At 57.7% G+C, this 20,868-nt stretch carries 12 protein-coding genes; 8 read left to right on the forward strand and 4 right to left on the reverse strand.

What is annotated here, in order from left to right:
• Positions 1–100 precede the first annotated feature (100 nt).
• The 6 genes from NZK35_RS19295 (at position 101) to NZK35_RS19320 (ending at position 9,657) form a co-directional block, all read left to right on the forward strand.
• Positions 101–3,307, forward strand: coding sequence for a non-lysosomal glucosylceramidase (locus NZK35_RS19295; protein WP_259634159.1), 3,207 nt, complete (start codon positions 101–103; stop codon positions 3,305–3,307).
• Positions 3,308–3,484: 177 nt separating this feature from the next.
• Entirely contained in the window at positions 3,485–4,786 is a 1,302-nt protein-coding gene (locus NZK35_RS19300; RefSeq protein ID WP_259634160.1) for a hypothetical protein, read from the forward strand.
• 343 nt (positions 4,787–5,129) lie between these two features.
• Complete coding sequence (locus NZK35_RS19305; RefSeq protein ID WP_259634161.1) at positions 5,130–6,197, forward strand: hypothetical protein; 1,068 nt, start codon at positions 5,130–5,132, stop codon at positions 6,195–6,197.
• Between the two features lie 268 nt (positions 6,198–6,465).
• The gene (locus NZK35_RS19310; RefSeq protein WP_259634162.1) at positions 6,466–7,317 is read left to right on the forward strand and encodes a cysteine peptidase family C39 domain-containing protein; all 852 of its coding nucleotides are present in this window, start codon (positions 6,466–6,468) and stop codon (positions 7,315–7,317) included.
• A 206-nt stretch (positions 7,318–7,523) separates the two neighbouring features.
• Entirely contained in the window at positions 7,524–8,033 is a 510-nt protein-coding gene (gene nrfH, locus NZK35_RS19315; RefSeq protein ID WP_259634163.1) for a cytochrome c nitrite reductase small subunit, read from the forward strand.
• A gap of 52 nt (positions 8,034–8,085) precedes the next feature.
• Positions 8,086–9,657 (forward strand): ammonia-forming cytochrome c nitrite reductase subunit c552, encoded by a 1,572-nt coding sequence (locus NZK35_RS19320; protein WP_259634164.1) that lies wholly within the window; start codon positions 8,086–8,088, stop codon positions 9,655–9,657.
• 20 nt (positions 9,658–9,677) lie between these two features.
• Here NZK35_RS19320 and NZK35_RS19325 read toward each other — a convergent pair whose 3' ends face one another.
• From NZK35_RS19325 to NZK35_RS19340, 4 genes are all read right to left on the reverse strand, one after another.
• On the reverse strand, positions 9,678–10,262 hold the full coding sequence (locus tag NZK35_RS19325) for an RNA polymerase sigma factor (protein ID WP_259634165.1): 585 nt from the start codon (positions 10,260–10,262) through the stop codon (positions 9,678–9,680).
• A gap of 9 nt (positions 10,263–10,271) precedes the next feature.
• Positions 10,272–12,641: a serine/threonine-protein kinase gene (locus NZK35_RS19330; RefSeq protein ID WP_259634166.1), complete on the reverse strand. Its 2,370-nt coding sequence runs from the start codon at positions 12,639–12,641 to the stop codon at positions 10,272–10,274.
• Positions 12,642–12,706: 65 nt separating this feature from the next.
• Positions 12,707–13,624 (reverse strand): hypothetical protein, encoded by a 918-nt coding sequence (locus tag NZK35_RS19335; protein WP_259634167.1) that lies wholly within the window; start codon positions 13,622–13,624, stop codon positions 12,707–12,709.
• Positions 13,625–13,807: 183 nt separating this feature from the next.
• Positions 13,808–15,298 (reverse strand): TlpA disulfide reductase family protein, encoded by a 1,491-nt coding sequence (locus NZK35_RS19340; protein ID WP_259634168.1) that lies wholly within the window; start codon positions 15,296–15,298, stop codon positions 13,808–13,810.
• A 153-nt stretch (positions 15,299–15,451) separates the two neighbouring features.
• On the opposite strand from NZK35_RS19340, the gene NZK35_RS19345 reads away from it, so the two are divergent.
• On the forward strand, positions 15,452–19,036 hold the full coding sequence (locus tag NZK35_RS19345; RefSeq protein ID WP_259634169.1) for a GEVED domain-containing protein: 3,585 nt from the start codon (positions 15,452–15,454) through the stop codon (positions 19,034–19,036).
• 199 nt (positions 19,037–19,235) lie between these two features.
• Positions 19,236–20,687, forward strand: a complete 1,452-nt coding sequence (locus tag NZK35_RS19350) for a sulfatase family protein (RefSeq protein ID WP_259634170.1) — start codon at positions 19,236–19,238, stop codon at positions 20,685–20,687.
• Positions 20,688–20,868: the final 181 nt, after the last annotated feature.

A 20,868-nucleotide genomic window follows, 5' to 3' on the forward strand; every position in this document is an offset into this window, starting at 1 on the left:
CACACCAACGTTTATACCCGCGTCATTCCGATCAGACGCTTTTATTCCGCACGATCCTTTGATCGCAAACTCCAACGTGCCGAGCCAACCAGAGCAAATCATGAACAAGAAACCCGACTCCTTCAGCAACGCCTGTTGCGGTGGCACCACTTCCTGCGGTCCGGCCGCGACGGGGCGGCGCGATTTCGTCAAAGCGTCCGGGCTCACCGCCGCGATGCTGATGGCCGGGCGGATGAATGTCATGGCGGGGCCGTTTGCCAACGAAGACTTTGAGCAGATCATTCCCTCGGACAAGAAGCTCAGCAAAGAGTGGATCGAAAGTCTGTACGCCCGGGGCGAGCCGCTCCGCGCAACCGGCGCGGACTTGAAATTCATCGGCATGCCCATCAACGGCATCTGCACCGGTCAAGTCTATCTGGGAGGTGACGGCCGGCTTTGGTACTGGAATCTGGACGGGAACAGAGACGCCAAACAGATCGGCAGCGGTCCCCGGTTCACCGATCCGGACACGATGCATTCCCCCATGGACCAGGGGTTCGCGTTGGAGGTCGACTCCGGCGGTGAAAAGCGGATCATCACCCTGGATTCCAACGGCTTTGAAGACGTGGTCTTCACCAATCGGTATCCGATGGCGCAGGTGACATATGCCGATGCGGCGTGTCCGGTGCGCGTCGAACTGGAAGCCTACACCCCCTTCATCCCACTCAACCGCGACGATTCCAGCTACCCCGTGATCGTGATGCGTTACACGATCAAGAACATTTCCGATCAAGTCCAACAGACGGCGATCGCGGGTTGGGTTGAAAACTTCTCCAACTTCAGAAGCGGACAGGGAAAGAACGCGATCCGGTTGAGCCGGTATCGTCAACGGGATGGACTGTCCGCCGTGGAATTGTGGGCGAAACCGGCCGCCGAAGACAGTCGCCCCGAACAATCCGTCGTGTTTGCTGATTTCGAGGCAGGCGATTACGGCGACTGGAAAGTGCAAGGAGACGCCTTTGGCGAGGCGCCGGCGTCGGGCGGGCGTACGATTCAGAAATTGTCAGGATTCAAGGGCCAGGGCTTGGTGAATTCCTGGACCGGGAGCGACGAACTCCAGGGCAAACTGATCTCGCCCGAATTCAAAATCGAACAACCCTATCTCAATTTTTTGATTGGCGGCGGACGCGACGAGAAGAAGCTGAACATCAGCTTGTGGGTTGATGGGAAAAAGGTTCGGTCCGCGGCGGGCAAGCAATCCGACGCCATGGCCTGGGCCGGCTGGAATGTTGCCGGGCTGGTCGGCAAGCAGGCACACCTTGAAATCTTGGATGCCTCGTCGCACGGATGGGGACACATCGACATCGATCATATCGTGTTCTCGACCCATCCTCCCAAACAACAACCCGAGTCGTCGTTGGAACGTGCGACGGATTTCGGCTCCATCGCGTTGGGGCTGCTGGGGAATGAAGCACCGGACCTGGTGGATATCAGGCGATCCGAACCGGGCACATCGGGTCTTTTTGCTTCCAGCCGTCCGAACGCGAAACATGACGAGCTCTACCAAAGACCCTTTAATGAGCGTGGATTCGCCTCCATGGGACGTCGTCTGACGCTCCAACCCGGCGAAGAACAAACCGTTTGCTTTACGTTGTCCTGGCGTTTTCCGAATGCGAACTACGTCACGACGTTCGGACGCAAGCCGGGCGATCACGACATCAACTTTTATTCCACCTTGTGGCCGACCGCGGTCGATGCCGCGGGCGCGGTGGCGGTCCGGGAAACAGAACTGCATGAGACGACGCGGACGTGGGTCGAAACCTGGTACGATTCCACGCTGCCCTACTGGTTGTTGGAACGAACGTTCGTCACGTTGAATTGTATGCAGACCCAGGTGGCTGAGCGTTTGGCGCTGCAGGACGGCATGTACAACCTGGACGAAGGGGTGAATTGCTGTCCCGGAAACTGCACGCACGTCTGGCAATACGCCCAAGGGTTGGCGCGGGTCTTTCCGGTCATCGAACGCGAATCCCGCGACAAGGTGGAATACGGCAAGGGGTTCAGACCGAACGATGGTTCGATCAACTTCCGCCATTCGATCAGCCAGTTCAACGATGCCATCGACGGTCAATGCGGCACGATCCTTCGCGTCCTGCGCGAGAGTCAGATGACCACCGACTACCGCTTCCTGGAAAGCATTTGGGATCGCACCCGGCTTTCCATGGAATACGTGATTCGCAAATGGGACCCCGATGGTGACGGGCTGTTGGCGGGCGCCCAGCACAACACGCTCGACGAGCCCTGGTTCGGGCAGGTGCATTGGCTGATCAATCTGTACCACGCCGCGCTCAAGGCATCCGCAGTGATGGCACGACAAATGAAACAGCCCGCGGTCGCCGAGCGCTATGAGAGCATCGTCGCCAACGGCACACCGAAGATGGTCGACATGCTCTGGAACGAGCAGTACGGCCACTTCATTCACAAGCCGGGCCCGGGCAAAGCGGAACAGCACGGTTCCACCAACGGTTGCCATATCGACCAAGTCCTCGGCGAATTCTGGCTCTGGAATGTGGGCCTGGACCGAGTGCTGCCGCAAGACAAGATCCGTCGCACGTTGGAATCGCTCTGGACCTATAATTTTGCTCCCAACGTGGGCGATTTCCGAAAAGTCATGACCGATGGGCGTTGGTACGCGGTCGAGGGCAATGCGGGACTGATCATGTGTTCGTTTCCGCATGGGAAGATCGAACCCAAGAGCGGCAAGAAAAACTATGCCGGATATTTGAATGAATGCATGACCGGATTCGAGTGGCAGGTCGCCGCCCACATGATCTGGGAAGGGTTGGTCGAAAAGGGCCTGGCGATCGGCAAGGCGATCTACGATCGATATCTGCCGAAAGACCGCAACCCGTACAACGAAATCGAATGCAGCGACCACTATGCCCGCGCGATGGCGAGTTACAGCGCGTTCATGGCCGTCTGTGGATACCGCTACGACGGACCGGAAGGCAAACTCGCCTTCGGGCCACGCATGCAGCAGGACAACTTCCGTGCCGCATTTACGACCGCGGAAGGCTGGGGCCGCTTCCAGCAAACCGTCGTTCGCGGCCTTCAAACCGGATCGATCGAACTGCGATACGGACAGCTTGAACTGCGGGAACTGGCGTTCGATCAGGTCGACCGAACCAGTGCCAGTCGAGCGGAGGTCACGCTCGACGATCAACCAACGACCGTTCGCTTTCATCCCGAGTCGGGACGGTACGTGGTGCGTTTCCCGGAAAGTCTCCGCATGAAAGCAGGTCAGCACTTACGCGTACGATTTCTCTAGAAGCCTCATCCTCGTCGCCGGGCCAAACCGCCTATTCCCCCAAAAAGGTGTCGGACACCTTTTTCGCTCGGTGGACTCCTCTGGATGGGCTCCCGTCGGGTTTGCTAGTTTCGCGAAGGTGCAGTGTTGCAGGACGCACCAGTGCGGCGATTTCTCGCGGACCGGAGGAGAAACCTATTGGGCGATTACGATCAACATCCCGGTGGCGGCTTCAGCAGCGTCGATGGGTACAACGACCCGGCGGGCTCGCAAGCCGAAGCAATGCGGCAGATGCAGGAAGACGAGCTGCGTCGGCAGCAGCAGGAACAAGCCGCATGGGATGCCGCTGCGCAGTCGGAGGCCGCGTGCAGCCAACCCGACTTTGGCGACCAGAGCGACGCCGGTGGCCGACCGAAGGCGAACGCGAAACAAACCAAGGCGGCGAGAACCAAGCCCAAATCGAATCCGCCCCCGGCGACGCCAACGGACCCGGTGAGCCCCGGTTTTGCAATCCTTGGATTCGTCCTGGCGGGCGGCTGGGGGATGGGGCTGCTGGAAGACGACGGTCGCTGGTTCGGCGGGCTCGTCACCGGTCTGATCGGAGCCTACGTCGCGGGCCATTACCACAAGGTGCTGATCGCAGCATCCATGGTCGGAGGCGGCTGGTGGTTCTTGAGTCAGTACGAACCATCCCATCCGCAGCGGGCCGAAACCGTGTCCACGGTCGATACCGCTCCTGCCGTACGGCCCAGCCGCCCAGCTCGAGAAATGGTCCAGACGCCGCAACCCCAAACGCCGGAGCAGGAGGTCGCGGCGCTGCCCCCCTATCCCAAAACACCGACGATCTTGCTTCGCCCTCACCAGACCTTGAGCACCGACCCGTCGCGGATGCGTGCGTTGCAAAACGCAATGTTCGACTTCGAAGCGCGGACCGGCAAATCATTCTTGAGTGAGCATCGATCGATGAAACGGGCCACGCGAACGCACTATGACTACTTTCCACGGTATTCCGGCGGCGAGCTCCAGGAGGGCAGCGAAACGATTCCCCAGCTCCAGCCGATCCAAGGGGTTTGGGAGTACCAAAGTCCGCAGCTATGGGAACTCGATTTGATCGCCACCGTCGATCAACACTTTCTCTTCAACACCACGCGCGCTGACGGCACCGTTCGCGAAGGGGTCTTCCGCACCTACTCCGGTGACGGACTGTGCTACAAGCCGATGACACGTCCGCTTCGCCGCCGAGGAGACAAGCACGAAGTGTTTCAATTGCCGGTGCGGGGCGGTCAGGTTTGGCGTGACTTCGCGAGATCGGTCTACCATGCCAAAACCGACGCAGAACTATTAGCGCTCGACCCGTTTAACCAGACGATCGCACACACGCACAAGAAAACCGCCGAGGCGAGAGCGATGTACGAATCGAACAAACGCATGGTCGATGGTCTGCGCCAAGCCTCTCTGCCGGTCGCCCGAGCGGCATGGAAATTACGATCAGACCGATAGTATGTTCAGACCAGTAGTCTCTTGTTGGTAGCACCCAGCTCTTTCCCAAAACTTCTCTCAGGTCTTCTATCGCCAGGGGCGCGATTCGCCATGCGGCGAACACTGTCCGCTCAACGGTCAACTTGACCGCCTCTCCATCACGATTGTCTCCAAACGACGTTTGCCAGCGGTTGAAAGAGGAGCAGCCGTGGATGCGTTCGATATCGGCATGCCCCCGCAAAACGCGGCGCCTTTGACGCCGCACTGGCGTGATGCACTCCGTTTTGGCATTCACTTTGCATCGTCTCCTGTTACCGGAATTACAGCGGGCGATTCCGTTTCCATCCTCAAAAAGGAGACCAAAATGAATACTACCAAGAAACGCATGCTCTTTTCTGCCGCACTCGCCGCCGCCTTTGCGATCCCTGTCGCAGGCGCCCGCGCCGATGAATTCGGTAGCAATACACCGCATTACGAAGATGACGCATGGTACGACGTCAGCGAATGGTTTGACGGCAACGACTACAACCCCACCGATGAAGCGATCGGCCGCTGGGATGATGAGGTCTTCGACTTCGCCGACAACGCAACCAGCACTGACTCGGACAACGATCGCGGTCTGTTCTATGGTGACTACGGTTACAACGACGACACCGAATCCGATTGGTTCTACGACTATTACGACGACGGGTACAGCTACTGGGGCAACCGTTACTTCGCCAACTATTACGACATGAACGATGATGGACTGTACGACGCATACGCCTCGTACGTTGACACCGACGGTGACGGGTTCTACGAGGAGTTCAATTACTACGCGTTTGAATCAGAATCCGATGGCCAAGACAACTCAAAAGAGCAGGCCAAGAATCAGCAGAAGGAACTGAAATCGGATCAAATGAGCGTTTCTGGCAACGTCGCGGAAACCAAGACGGTGCAAGTGCGAGACCGCGAACACCTGGTCGCGATGGTCAATACCAAGCAAGGAAATTCACTCGCGGTTGACCTTGGACCGGCCCAAAAAGAAACCTCGCTTCAAAAGGGCGACCCTTTAACCGCGTCCGGTCATCGATTGAAGGTCGGCGACAAGTCGATCCTGGTGGCCAGCGATGCGTCGACGAAAAACGGTAGCGTGCAGATCGATCGCCACGGCAAAAAGTACGAGGGAACGATCGAAAAGACGAAGACCATCGACATCCGCGGAGTCAAGCACACGTTGGCCAAGGTCAATACGTCTGACGGAAAGACGATGATGGTTGACTTGGGCCCCGCCCAAAACCGCCAGTCAACATTGACGAACGGTGCTCAGATCACCGTTCAGGGCGTGCCGCTGAAGGTGAACGATCGAGTCGTCTTGATGGCCCGAAAGATCACGCAGAATGGAAAATCGACCGAAATCGATCGCCAGATGCCCAACTCCAGCACCAGCTGATTTAAAACTCGTTGACGAACATCCGCTTCGAATCGCTTGCGGTGACACCCGTCACTCGATTGGAAGCCACATCGATACAGGACGTGAAATCAACACGTGTCGCCGTTCGCTCTCGCGAAGCGAGTGCTCTTTCGCGATGTTTGTGGAGCAAACGGCGACGACGACTCAGACCTGGGTCACGTCGTAAAGAGGACGCGATCCAGTTCGTTGTTTCGGCTTAAACGACTCGATTTCTTCTCTACCGAATTCCACCTACCGAACCGGGTCGATGGCAACTGATCTCTTCGTCGCGATTGTGGTGATGTCCGTTGTCTCACTCGGCAGCGGCTTGCTGGCGGGTCTGTACGCCTACTCAGACAAAGGGCAACGGACGACCGCAAGCCTTGCGATCGCAGTCCTGGCGACAGTGATTTTTCTCTTTTATGCTTCGGGGCAACTGTTCTGGGCACGGTTTGTTCCATCGTCGGCGGCCATCATCTACACGAACCTCGCCGCCATCTTTGCAGCTCTGGCAGCCGGGTGGGCTTGGCGATTACCGAACATGACCGCTTGGCGGCAGATGATCATGTCGGTCCTTCTCGCCGCCGGCTCGTTGTCGGCGATCACCTGGCCGCTCCTGTCGATCGCGCTGCGACCGCCACCCGCTGGAGGCGATCGATGGAAGAACGGAGTCGCGCTGCAAACTTCCTGGGCAACTTGTAGCCCGGCTGCCGTGGCAACGTTGTTTCGAGCGGAGGGAATCGCTGTAAGCGAGTCCGAGATGATTCCACTGTGCTTGACCGATTCCAGCGGCACACCGACTCTGGGCCTCTATCGCGGCGTCAAACTCATTGCCGCAGAAAACGATCGTGAATTGAAAATCGTTGGCGGCACGATCGATGACTTGCTGAGTGAAGACGACTGGCCGGTCTTGCTGGCCGTCGAATTGCCCTACGGCGTCGATGACCGTCGCTATGTCGAACAATGGGGCTGGATTCCCGGGATGGGGCATTCGGTCGTCGCGCTGGGCCGAGGCCCGACGGGCGGCCTGTTGATCGGCGACCCATCCGCCGGACTCGAGCAATGGTCCAAGACTGACCTGGATGTGCTCTGGCACGGTGTCGGGCTACGTGTCAAGTGACCGGTATGGATGGATTCGCCCCGAACACCGAAGCGAGTGACGTGGTTTCCTGGAAACGATGCGGGTCATTTTTCGCAATGACGGTGCTTGAACGAAAGTGATTTGTACGACAAACTCTATGCCGAGGTGCAGGATCGCATGAGCGTCTCTCCTGCCTCATCTTTTCTGGTTTGACGAATCAAGGCGGGCAAATGGAACACGCGAGCATGGATAACGAGAACGCGCCAGAACCCGTCGCCCACCAAACAGGGAAAACACGAACGCGGTGGCTTTCCTACGGATTGATCTTGTTGAGTGTGTTGGTGGGCATCTTGATCGGTGTCGGCAGCTTTACGTTCGGGTATGGCAAGGGCGCAAGTTATCTGAGCAACGACCCGCAGACCTGTGTCAATTGTCACGTGATGCAGGACCACTTTGATTCTTGGCAACACTCCAGCCACCACCATGTTGCCGTCTGCAACGATTGCCATTTACCCCACGATGCGATCGGTAAATGGGTGACCAAAGCGGACAACGGGTTCTTTCACTCGCTGGCGTTCACCGTCGGGGACTACAAAAACCCGATCCAAATCAAGCCCCGCAACAAACGAGTCACCCAAAGCACGTGTATTTCGTGCCATCGAGATTTCGTCCACTCGATGCTTCCGGTGGCTGCCGAAGCAGAGACTCAGTCTTGTGTTCACTGTCACGCCGACGTCGGGCACGTCCTTCGCTAACGTTCACCATCCACCTTTTACTTCCCGATCCTTTCCCCCCGGTCCTGTTGAGATGACGAAGAATCAATCGCGCGGCGTCGTTTGGCTGGTGACCCTCACCGTGTTGGTTGCATTGGCAACCGTGGGCGTCGTCTCCCTCTTGGTCAATATCTTTGAACGCAAACAGGAGGCACGTACGCCGTTCGTCCGTTTAGTCGAAGTCAACGAGATCAGCACCGATCCCAAGCCATGGGGCGTCAATTTCCCCCAGCAATACGACGCGTACCTCAAAACCGCCGATACCGAGCGAACGGAATACGGCGGCAGTAACGCGTTGCCGCCCAGCAAGCTCGAACAAGACCCCTGGCTGAAACGTTTGTTCGCCGGGTACGCATTCAGCATCGACTATCGTGAAGCCCGAGGTCACGCCTTCATGCTGAGCGATCAGGAGGTCACCAAACGCGTGACGGATGTCCAACAGGCAGGCGCGTGTTTGCATTGCCACGCGTCGATTGTGCCGACGTACCGGCGTATCGGGATGGAAAAACTGGGAGAACCAGTCTCCGCGGAAACGCTGGGCGAGTCGTTTCACCAAGAAGCGGTGATGGAGGGCTTTCGTGCGGTCAGCCGAATGAAGTACGAAGACGTGCATGCGGAAATCGAGCAGACGCCCGATGCGATCGCCGATCCAGAGTCGTCCGATCCACACTTGGGCGGCGCCCACCCGGTTTCCTGTATCGACTGTCACGATCCGGAAACGATGGCGATCCGCGTGACCCGTCCAGGTTTTGTCCTCGGCATCGACAAGCTTGCCAAGAGCGACGATCCGGTGCCGCACCTGCCCAGCATCCAAGCGTGGCGTGATGCCGGATCGAAGGGCAGCTATGACCCCAACGTCCATGCCACCCGCCAAGAACTGCGGTCATTCGTTTGCGGCCAATGCCACGTCGAGTATTACTGCGCCAACAAGATGACGCTGACGTTTCCGTGGAGCAATGGACTGAAGATGGAAGATCTTGAACAGGAATGGGAACAGACCGTGTTTCCCGACGCCGAAGACGGAAGCAAGGGTGGCGAGTTCTACGATTACGTTCACAAGGAGACCGGCACCAAGGTCTTCAAGGCTCAACACCCCGAATTCGAATTGTGGAGCCAAGGGATTCACGCCCGTGCGGGCGTCAGTTGCAGTGATTGCCATATGCCCTATGAACGACAAGGTGCGACCAAGGTCAGCAGCCACTGGGTCCGCAGCCCGATGCTGAATATCAATCGGGCCTGCCAAACATGCCACAATGTGCCCGAGCAAGAACTGCAGGCGCGGGTTGACATCATTCAGGGCCGCACGCGGTCGTTGATGGATCGTGCGGCAGCGGCGATGACGGACATGCTTGACGCCATCATCGAAGCCCAGGCGGCCGGTGCGAGTGAAGAGGAACTCGCCCCGATCCGAAAATTGCAACGCAAAGCGATGTGGCGTCTGGATTACATCAGTAGCGAGAACAGCAAGGGATTCCACGCCGATCAAGAAGCGGCCCGGATCCTGGCCGAATCCGCCGACTACAGCCGCCAAGCCCAAGCGGCGTGCTACAGGTTGACGGGAAATTCAAAACCCGCCAAGGAATCCGTCGCCGATACGACGGAGTGAACGCGTGCGGGTAAACGGGCTTAATCAACGAGCCCGCGAATCTCTTCGCGAATTCTGCGTGTCAATCGACTCTTGGCCAACAGAACGACGTTGACAGACACTCCCAATTCCTCGGCCACCGCAGGCGCACTTTTGCCTTCGATCGCATGTTTTTGGAACGCCTGCCAGGTGCTCGCCTTGACCTCGTTTTTGACGATGCTTGCGGCGTGGCGAAACACGGATCGGTCGTGCTGTCTGTCGAACTCGACCGAGAGTTGACTGTTCGGGTCGGCGAGCTGTTCGATCTGGTCGTTCAGCTTGTCGTATTGCCCAGCCACGAGCGGCGTCTTCTGGACTCGCCGCATGGCGTACCGCAATTGATTGAGGACGATCCCTCGCAGGAAGGCACGAAAGGAACCCGCCCTTTGTCGCTGGAACGTGGGCAACTCGCGCACGAGCACGACCAACACTTCTTGCACGATATCTTCCGCTTGATTGACCAGCAGGGGGTACGTGGAGATGCGTTGATACATGAACGGCCGATAGATCTCGAGCAGACGTTGCCAATCGTCGTCGGTCCCCTCATCGGCGATCCGCTTGAGCAGACTGATTGAAGTTTCTTGCATCGTTCCGCTTTAGTCCTGTGCCAACGCCAATGCCATGGATCTCGCGTATTCCTCGGCGGTCGCATCATCACCCAGTTCGAGGAGCGAAAACTCGCGGAACGCATCGGATGCTTCGGCAGACTTGGCCAACACAATCGAGCCGCGATTGGCGCGGTCCAATTCATCTTTGGCCGAAAAAACGAAGCGGCCGTCAAGGAAACCGTCAATCGTTTCCCCATGCAGGATGTATTCCACGGTGTGAAACTCGTCCCGCGTCAAGCTCGATTGGGGTGCGGCTTGGTAGTACGAAAGGCGGTTCTCCCGAAAGAAAGGAACGCCGATGTTGCCCGACGGATAGCCGCGAAACGGCCGGACCTTGATGCCCATCAACCCGAACGGCGCGACCTGGTGCAAGACCTCCGAATGCGGCCGATTGCCTCCCAGCATCACACGCCATCCGATCGTGTCGGAACCGCTTTGTCTGGCGCGCAACACGAAATGTTGATTCCAGTGAGATGATTCGTGGGTCGATTGGATCATGATCTCCATTCTTAGATGAAAGTTTCTCAGGTCATCGCGTTTCAGTGAAAGCATTTCACCCGCATGGTCATTGCCAAGGAAATGGACGGCGCCGGTTTGCGGATCGATTCGGTACTTTTCTCCATGGGTGTCGAAGTTGGCCAATAGCTCTGCTTCTCCGGCCAACAGATTGGCAAAGGTATTCTGGTTGGGAAGTTTGTGTCGCAGATCCGGCAGCCTCGCCCTTGTGACCTTGATCGGTTCGGCTGGCGACGCGGCTTCAGCCTTGGCCATTTTCCGATCCAGGTCGAGGGTTTCCTCGTCGCCGGCGTGAATTTCGATCCTGGTCTTCAGAAGCGTCGTGCCTGTCAGTGTGATCGTGATCTGGCGGTCGCCTTGTTTCAAACGAATCGTCCCTTGACCGCCCTCGCGGCGGACCGACACCGACTGGCCATCAACGAGCACGACCGCATCGGAGGGTAAATCACGGATCACGATGGTGCCCATCGGGGTGACGATGATCAGCTGGGCGACCAGGTAAATCATCCCGGCAATGAACACCGCGGCTGTGACCCACAGTTTCCGACGGGGGAGATTCCGCGTGGGTTCCGGTTTGGCTTCCGCACTGCACTTGAGTTCGACGGAGGTATCGGCTTGATTGCGTGGTTCGACGGCTGTGTCGATCGATTCTTCAGGCCTCAAGTTCGAATCCGGAATCTCGGCGGTCGACTTCGACTTCATGGCGAGCGGTTTCAAGGCTTCCGCGACTAGCTGTGGTGTCGCGTAGCGCTCGTCCGGATCTTTGGCGAGCATTTTGGCGACGACGTCTGCCAATGGCTTGGGAACCTCTGGGCGAACGAGGTCGATCGCGGGCGGAGACGCCTGGGAATGAGCAAGCACGAGCTCCCCGGTGGACCCTGAAAAGGGCGGATGACCGGCCAGCATGTGATAGAGACTGCAACCGAGTGAATAAATGTCCGATCGAATATCCGCCGATGCCGCGTCCAGGCACTGTTCCGGAGCAATGTATTCGAGCGTACCCAGCAGCGTTCCGTCGTCGGTTAAGACACTGTCGGGTTCTTGTTTCTGGCCGCGACCGCCGACATTCAATCGAGCGAGCCCGAAGTCAAGAATCTTGGCCTTAATCTTTCCATCGGCCTTGTGGATCATGATGTTCGACGGCTTGATGTCTCGGTGGATCAAGCCGTTGTTCATCGCATGCTGCAGGCCGAGGCAGATTTTGATCGCAACACCACACGAAAACGAGACGGGCAGCGGTCCGTTGTTCGCGATCAGTTGGTGAAGATTTTTCCCCGGGACGTACTCCATGCATAGTACGACGGCATCACCCAGCTGCTTGACGGTGTAGCAACGAACAATCGACTCGTGGTTCATCGATGCGATGCATCGGATTTCCTGATCAAAACGCTTGCGGGCCTCGCTGTTGGAATTCAATCGTTCGTTCAGAACCTTCAGTACCTCCTTGCGCCCGGTGAGCACGTTTTCGGCAAGATAGACAACCCCCATGCCTCCACGACCGATTTCTCGGAGGATTTTGAAGTCCGACAGAGCTGACAGTTCACCCGGGATCTCGGCGGCGTCTTCCTTTGGCGGTGCCAACAACTCCGTTTCGTCGGGGGTTTGGCAGGAGAGTTGGCTTGACAGGGATTGGTCGGACACGACTTGGCGATGAGACCGCATCTTGGCGATCACCGAGTCGACAGAAATGGCAGCAACCTGTGCGGCAAGTTCTGGGTAAGTCTCCAGCAGCGCCATCACTTCGCATTCCGCGGCTTCGTCCAACTGTCCCTTGGCGAAGGCGCGCAATCTTTCTTGCGTGACCTTCAGGCCCGCGGTCGCAAAAGTTACTTCGTCGGTCATTGAACTGCCTGGCCGTCCGGCTTCGATACAAAGGTTGGAAATCGCTTCGCAAAATAGTCACCCGATTACTCTGCTTGGCGAACGCCGCGAAACGGAACGCCATTGGTAAACTTGCCGAAGATGCGATCTCCGGCAACATTGATGACCGCCGTTTGTCCGCGTTGGCCGGTGAAGCGAAACGTGCCTGTGGATTCTTGCTCCCACGTCGCCCGCTGACGACGTCCCTTCATGAGTGCGATTCCATCACCGCCACGGCGAAACTCCCAAACCAGACGTGGCCCGCCCTTGACGGCAACCGTCCACTTGCCAAGCAACAGGTCCTTTGCCGATGGTTCGATTCCGCCGGGACGGCTGTTCTGTTTTCGCACCTGTTCGGCATCCTCAAGCCGTTTGATCCATACGGTGATATCCTGCCCCGTCTCCGCCGCTGCATTAAGCTCCGCGCGGGCGACGCGTGTGTCGGGATAGCGATCAAATGCTAAGAAGATTCCTGTCACAAACTGCTTGTCGGGCCAACTTTCTAGCTCCGGTTTGACGATTTGCAACCAAGTCGCTGAATCGAGTCGGCTGAGCGGATAGGTGACCTCGGCTCCCCGGGCATTGGTCAAGACGAGTGACGTACCCGCTGGCTCCGACTCCGGCCGATCAAATCGATAGTCCGTCGACAAGACCGTCAACGGCGTGGATTTCGGCAATCGTCGCACAGCATAGTCAACCGACTCGGAAAGCTTTTGGAGTCGTTTGACGGCATCCAGATCCTGCTGAAGCCGACTGGTGTAACGAAACAGTTCGGAGTCGTCCAACCCGTCTTCGAGCAGTTGGATTGCCAACGAATACTCTCGTCGCTGCAGCAGCGATTGTGTCTGGTCCCAAATCGCCTGTTGAGGGTCCACCTCCTCGGCGAATCCACGGATCGGGGGCAATGGGGCAAGCGTGAAGACCAATAAAAAGTAGTGAATTGAAATGTAAAACGGCTTGACCATGGGCTCTATCGGAAGGCGGAGTGTCATCGGAAGGGTTGGCTGGGCGTCTCTAAAGGCGCTTGACGCCTCGAGCCTGTCGCGAGAAATCAAAAAATCTCTCTCAGCACCGTCACGCGATCGATTTCCTGTCGCCGGAACCGCCGTGGATGCCGTCAGGGAACGCTCAATGGAAGCGGCACTCGGCTACTTTTCTTGCCCCTGCCCTTTTTCCTCGTCCCCCAGCAACTCGCTGATCTTGGCGTGGATGGCGTCGGCGGTTGCTTGTCCGGCACCGGTCTTGACCAGTTGCACAATTCCCTGGCGGTCGATCAACACCACATGGGGAATCCCCCGGACCGCAAATTCACCGGGCATGTCACTTCCTTCGGGCGTCACCAGAACCGGATGCTTGAGATCGTGATGCTCCAGAAAGCGGGCGAGCGTTCGGCGTTCTTCTTCGGGCGTGACATCTTCCGAGGCGCGAGAGGCACGCTTCGTTTCTTCGTCCCATCGAAAGTTATAGTACTGCGTGACGCCGACAATTTCGAAACCGCGATCGGCGAATTCCTCGCGCCACTCACGCAGATGTGGAAACGTCGCAATGCACGGCCCACACCACATGGCCCAGAAGTCGAGCAACACGACTTTTCCCTTGAGTGTCTCTCGATCCAACTCAATGACGTTGACCCAAGCATCAACCTCCCAATCGGGCGAGGGTTTACCGACCAGCGACGCAACCGGCTTGGCAGCCGCCAACCGTTCGCGGTGCAGCTCGATTCGCCGCAGTGCCGCCTGCACCGATCGATTCTTGATCGCAAAACGGGCCAAGCTCTTCGACACTTTCTCAATTCGCTCTTGGGTCGCGGCGGGATCCTCTTGTTTCCAGATGGTGATCATCATCAGCTGCACGTCGGCGAAATCGTTTTGCAGAGCGATCGACTCGGGATAGTTTTCAAGGGCCATGCCGACCGCCGCGTCCAGTTGCTCGATGTATCCGTCACGCCAAGGATCATTGCCCCGTTCGTCGCCGGTTAGCTCTCGAAGTGTGCGGACGTACGTGGTCATCGACACTTCGTTCGCGCCGTCGGACTCATTGATGTCGCGTAAGCGTTTGACTTGCATCTCGACCAACTCTTTCGCGGCAGTCGCCTCACCCGCCTCCACCATCATCTGGGCTTTGAGCACCATCAACTGCGAGAGCGGCAACAGCAAATCGAAATTTGATTCGGCCGGTGCATCGCTAAAAGCCTTCAACGAGTCTTCAACGGCCAACCGCAATCCTTCATCGTTGCCGGATTGATCAGCGACTTCCCTGAGACTTTGGATCGTCATCCAGGCACCGAACAGGTTCCTGCTCTGGTCGGCGTGTTTCAGGTAGTAGTCGAGCAACTTGCGAAACTGTGCGGTCGCCTGCCGATAATCTTGCTGGTCTGAAAACCGGGATGCCAGACTGTGGCGAAGTACGTGATGGTCCTCTGAATCAGGATTCTCCGCGATCTTTGCGTCGAGAAACTCCACGGCGTCCTGCAAGTCGGCCTCCATCCGCTCCCGCAATTCGGCATGCAGCTTTCGAAAGGCTTCGAGCCCCGAATCCTGAGCTCGGAGCAACGCAACGCCCGGCAGCGTGACGCAAAGACAAATCGCGAAGCCGACAAAGGCCGCTGGCAGCATCAAACGAGTGCGGAAGCGAAGCATAACCATCCTCTCCTACCAGGCATCAGTGGGGTGAAGGAGTCATCTTAGGCCTGCGGTGCAGCTGAGAGCAAGCAGATTCCTTGGACGCCAACTATGCTAAACTGCCCCGCTTCGTCTCGTTGAGCTGCCGTATTCCGTGTTCGATCTTCTCGCATGAAAAACAAACAGCGTCGTCACCGTTCCAACCGAAATGCTCCGGCCGTGGAACGGTGTCTTCAGAATTCACTGTCGCTTGAATTACTAGAATCGCGACGTTTGCTTGCGCAATTGTTGTTGTCCACCCCGGATGCGATGGAAAACGATGACCGCGTGACCATCAATGTCTCGTTGGCGGAAGCTCAGGTTCAACCCATAGAGGTTCTCTTTGACACGATCGACTCCGACGCGATCGGAGGGCGAGACTTTGTTCCGGTGACGGGTCAGCGACTGACGTTTTCACCGGGCCAAACGGTCAAGTCGGTCGACGTCGATTTGCTGGACAATGCGCTGCGCGACGGGGATCTCAGCTTCGGTGTGCGTGTCTCGATCGTCGATGACGACGGGGGGCGTGTGGTCGCCGACCAGCAAGGGTTTTCGCCACCAGGGGATCTGTTTGTTGATTGGCTGGAAACGAGCCCAGACGGATCCCTGATCGCGTACGGCGCCCGACGTTCGACATCCAACGTGATCCTCTCGGTACCGACCGACGCTTCGAGGGCTCCCATCGAGCTGGCACGCTACGATGACGATTTTTTCAAAACCGTTCAGACACACCGATTTTCTGCCGACGGCCAGTGGCTGATCTATTCGGGTGATCTTGAGACCGACGGAAAAACGGACGTCTACATCGTCCCCGTCGACGGATCGATGAATCCGAGGCGCGTGCCGAGCGATCTCAGTACAGGCGTCTTGTCAAGCTTCACCTTGGCTCCCGATGGCGAACGCTTCGTGTACACCTGGACGCCCGACGGCGAAGATGCATCGACGACGTACTCCGCCCGGTTCGATGATTCCTCACCCGCAATTTCGATCAGCAACTTGCCCCCTTTCTACGGCACGATCGATTTCACGCCCGATGGCAACTCGATCGTGTTCCAGAACCGCGACGGTGACGACGTGCAGCATTATGTCGCTGCGATGGATGGTTCGTTCGAGCCGATGCAGGTTGCAACCGATGTACCAGGAAGCACCTGGGGTCTCGGCGGGACCATCAGCCCCGATGGCCAGACATTGGCTTTCACGAAACGAGACCCGAATTCCTCGAGGATCACCAATCTTTTCACATCACGATTGGATGGCCAAGGCGAATCGAAACGAGTCGCGTTTGACATCGGAAGCTCGTCCTATCAGTTTTCGTCCGATGGAAAATACCTCGTCTACCGAATGGACAAGGGAATCGAGGCGCCGCACGAGTTGTTCACCGTTCCCGTCGACGGTTCAGCTGAGCCCAAGATCTTGCATCCGGAATTGACCGGTTCGCAGTGGGTGGAACACGGTTTCCGGGTGATCGGCGAAGACGTGCTGTTTCGTTCCAATTTTGAAAATGAATCCGACGGGTATTCAACTTATCTGGTACCAAGCGATGGCTCCCAGCCTCCACGCAAATTGTTCGACCCCATCGAAGGCAGGGCGATCGACAAGATCACTCCATCACCCGACGGAAAACACATCGTCTTCCAAGCCATCGACTTCCGCGATCCGGAAGACGATCTCGTGGAGATTTTCAGTGTCCCACTCGATGGTTCCCAGCCGCCGAAAAAGCTCAACGGCGATTTCGTGGACGGCGGGACGATTTATCGCTTTGCACCGACCCTTTTCAGTACGGACGGACAAGATCTGTACTATTTTGCGGATCAATTGGTCGACGATAAGCTGGAGTTGTTTGTCGTCCCGGTCGACGGTCGTTGGAAAGCTTCGCGAGTCAACTCGTCGCTACCGAGAGACTTTGATGTCAGCTGGACAGCCGTCGGAGCCACCGATACCGGCATTGCCTACGGCGTCCGGCAAGGCTCGTTTGCTCCTTATGCCATCTTCAGCAGTCAGCTCCATCAATCCGTCGAGGTTCGGATTCTCGACGACGAAGGCGATGTCGCAGATTTCGGCGATGCCCCAGAACGATTACCCGACGGGCTCGGTCAATCCTATCCGGTGACGTTGTCACAAAATGGTGCTCGGCACAACGTCACCGAGCTTTTCCTGGGTGCGGGCGTCGATGTCGATTCCGATGGGCATCCCACCGCAACCGCCGACGATGATGACCAGGACGAGCCGGAAGAAAACCAGGGCGTGCGGTGGTTGAGCAATTTGCTCGTCACACAGACGGACACTCTGACGACCATGCAAGTGACGGCATCACAAGCAGGGAAAATCAGCATCTGGATCGACTTTGATCGCGACGGCGACTGGGGTGATCGAATCGATGAAGTCGTGATCGCGCAGGATGTCCATGCCGGCGACAACTTCATTCCTCTGACGATTCCAGCCGGAGCCATCGCGGGTCCGACCGCGGCCCGATTTCGACTCAGCACCGCCGGGGAGACTTCGCCAACGGGAGCAGCAGCGGATGGCGAAGTCGAAGATGTTTGGCTGGATTTGGTCGATGCCAAATCCGATCCGGTCCCGCTGGTCGTCAAACTGTTTCATCCAGACGGTTACCTGAGACTGATCGCCGACCACGTCATCGCCGGAAATGGTCAGGAACCGCCCCTGTTTCAGACCGAAGGCGATTTCTCACAGGTCGACGTCTCGCTGTCCCCAGCTGGCCACTCCTTGGCAATTGAACTTGGACAAACACCCAACGATAGGATTTCGATTCTGGGTAATGACGAAATCAATCGACTGGCCTTTCACGATCTTGATCGAGCCAATCTTCAGCCATTGGTCTTGGACTTTGGCGCGTCGGGTGATTTCCAAACCGACAACATTGAAATGGTGGACATTACCGATTCCGAGAGACTCCGTCTTCCCGTCGATGACTTGACGTCCATCTCAGCGGCACAGAACGTTACAGTTGTCGCTGCCTCCCGGGAACAACTGCAGTTCAACGACCGGTCGGCTTGGCGGATGGGAGACGCTTTTGAGCAGGAAGGAAAGTTCTATCGCCAACTCGTTTCCCCTGGGACGCTTTCGCCACCTATCGTGATCGACATGCCCAACCCGTGGCAGAATGTTGTGACGACGACCGATGTGGATAACGATGGCTCCACATCGATTCTTGATGCACTGATCGTGATCAATCAGATCGCCAGGCAAGTTGACGTTTCCGGCGTCACGTTGCCCGATCCGCTGAGCCTGCCTCAATGGCCCGGCAACTACTATGATGCCAACGGAGATCTGGGCATCTCTCCGCTGGACGCCTTGGTCGTGATCAATACCTTGGCAAGACAAGCCGAGGGGGAGCGAGCTGCCGAACCAGAACAAGTGACACCGGCCCTCAGCCTGAACTCCAACCTGATCACCGATCATAGCATTCTCCCCGCTGCTCCATCGGCAAAGGAGAGTGAAGCCAGCCCGGAGACGACTTGGTGGGGAATCCGTCGAACAGACAACCCAACAGTCAAGCGAACGGGGCCGGCACCGCCAACGCGCCACGAGGGTCGAGATCATCAGCTCCAGCCGCCCGGCGATCAACCGATCTCCGATGGAACCCACACAACATCCGAGACGGAATCCGAGACGGAGCGTCTGGCCCGAAAGCAATTGAGCCTTACCTGGGCACAGTCCGTCGATCGCGCGCTCGCGTCAAGCCTGCTGCACTAAACATTCGCGGCACCCAAGATGCAAGCAGGAATCCTCAGCGAGCGACGCAGTCATCACTTCGAGGCCTGACCGCGCCCTGGCCACCCCGCACCCCCAAGCCCCCCAATTTACCAAAAAGGTGTCGGACACCTTTTTCCGCGGCAGTTATGCTGTGGCATTGGATTTTGACGTTCGACTTGATGCACAGTGAGGACTGGAGATGCGTGATTGGTTGTTGTTCCGTCGGCTGGGTGCGGTCGCCGTGTTGCTGGCCGTTGCAGCTGGAGCCTTGGGAAATGATCGGCCGAACGTTTTGTTGATCACGGCCGACGACTTGGGGCTGCAGCTTTCATGCTACGGCGACTCGATCGCTCGCACGCCGAACATCGATCGTTTGGCCGATCAGTCCGTTCGCTTTAAAACCGCTTATGTCAGCCAGGCGTCGTGCAGCCCCTCGCGTTCGTCGATGTTCACCGGACTCTATCCGCACGGGAACGGACAGTACGGTTTACTGAACGCCAATGTCGGCTTCCGCGTTCACGAATCACTCGTCGACTCGTTGTTGCCCAACGTCCTCAAGAGCCATGGTTATCGGACGGGCATCATCGGCAAACTGCATGTCGGTCCCGAAAAAGCGTTCGCCTTTGACATGCGGCACGGCGAAGGTTTCGGCAGCCGAGACGTTCGACTGCAAATCGATTTCGCTCGCGAGTTTCTGACGCAGCCCGGCGACGAACCGTGGTTCTTGATGTTCAACCTGTTCGATCCGCACGTGGCGCGAAAGCCCCTGCCGGGCGGTCGCCGCGGACCACAGTTCTTTCCCGACTCGGTCAAGGGCTTGCCGAAGAATCTCCTCGCACCCGAGGACATCGTTCCCTGGCCGTGGCAACAGATCGACACGCCGGAACAGCGGCAAAAGATCGCTGGCTATTACAACTGTGTCCATCGCATCGATGCCGCGATCGGGATGCTGGAATCCGTGCTGCAACAGACAGACAACTGGAATAATACGCTGATCGTTTTTCTCGGCGATCACGGGCCGCCATTCACGCGAGGAAAAACCAGTTGCTACGAATCCGGCCTCCGCGTCCCGTTTCTCGTCCGCTGGCCCGGAGTTTCCGAGCCCCACGCGTCCGATCGCTTGGTCAGCAGCGTAGACATCTATCCGACGATCTTGGACGCAGCCGGCATTGAATTGCCGTCGCAACGGCACGGCCGCTCGCTCCGCACTGTCGTCAAGCAGCAGAACGAACCGGCCGATTGGCGCAGCACCTTGGTCGGCGAGTTTCACTACCACGGCGCGACACCGTTCTTTCCACGGCGAGCGATCACCGATGGAAGGCACAAGTTGATCCACAACCTGCGTGCGGGCGAAACGACCGCACCAGATTCGGTCGACGGGGACCGCGCCTACGCCGAAGCACAAAAACTGCCGGCAGGTCACCCCGCACGTGTGGCAATGGAAAGGCTCAAGAATCCGCCGGAGTGGGAACTGTATGATCTGGAAAACGACCCGGTTGAATTCCAGAACTTGGCCGGGGACACCGACGTTGCCGACATCCAATCGCGACTGCAACGCGCGTTGCAGCAGTGGCAAGACCAAACCGCAGACCCCTTCGTTGACGCTGAGTTCCGGAAATCGATTGAAGAACGCTACAAGCCGAGCCCGTAGAGGGAAGCTGGTGTGTACACGCAGCAGACGGAGAGACGGCAGAAAAATGGTGGGCAGCAAAATGAAGGGACGGCCGCCGGGGATCCGCTTGCGACCTACCGGTCGATGAAACCGGAACTGTGATCTCAGAGAATCACCCACGGATGGCAAGGCGCACCCAGGGATGTCATCCAGCACAGAA

Source organism: Stieleria sedimenti, from assembly GCF_025060895.1.
GTDB lineage: Bacteria > Planctomycetota > Planctomycetia > Pirellulales > Pirellulaceae > Stieleria > Stieleria sedimenti.

Coding starts and splice junctions, on each gene's coding strand:
- NZK35_RS19295 (WP_259634159.1), top strand. CDS start 101: ATGAACAAGAAACCCGACTCCTTCAGCAACGCCTGTTGCGGTGGCACC.
- NZK35_RS19305 (WP_259634161.1), top strand. CDS start 5,130: ATGAATACTACCAAGAAACGCATGCTCTTTTCTGCCGCACTCGCCGCC.
- NZK35_RS19310 (WP_259634162.1), top strand. CDS start 6,466: ATGGCAACTGATCTCTTCGTCGCGATTGTGGTGATGTCCGTTGTCTCA.
- nrfH (WP_259634163.1), top strand. CDS start 7,524: ATGGATAACGAGAACGCGCCAGAACCCGTCGCCCACCAAACAGGGAAA.
- NZK35_RS19320 (WP_259634164.1), top strand. CDS start 8,086: ATGACGAAGAATCAATCGCGCGGCGTCGTTTGGCTGGTGACCCTCACC.
- NZK35_RS19325 (WP_259634165.1), bottom strand. CDS start 10,262: ATGCAAGAAACTTCAATCAGTCTGCTCAAGCGGATCGCCGATGAGGGG.
- NZK35_RS19330 (WP_259634166.1), bottom strand. CDS start 12,641: ATGACCGACGAAGTAACTTTTGCGACCGCGGGCCTGAAGGTCACGCAA.
- NZK35_RS19335 (WP_259634167.1), bottom strand. CDS start 13,624: ATGGTCAAGCCGTTTTACATTTCAATTCACTACTTTTTATTGGTCTTC.
- NZK35_RS19340 (WP_259634168.1), bottom strand. CDS start 15,298: ATGCTTCGCTTCCGCACTCGTTTGATGCTGCCAGCGGCCTTTGTCGGC.
- NZK35_RS19345 (WP_259634169.1), top strand. CDS start 15,452: ATGAAAAACAAACAGCGTCGTCACCGTTCCAACCGAAATGCTCCGGCC.
- NZK35_RS19350 (WP_259634170.1), top strand. CDS start 19,236: ATGCGTGATTGGTTGTTGTTCCGTCGGCTGGGTGCGGTCGCCGTGTTG.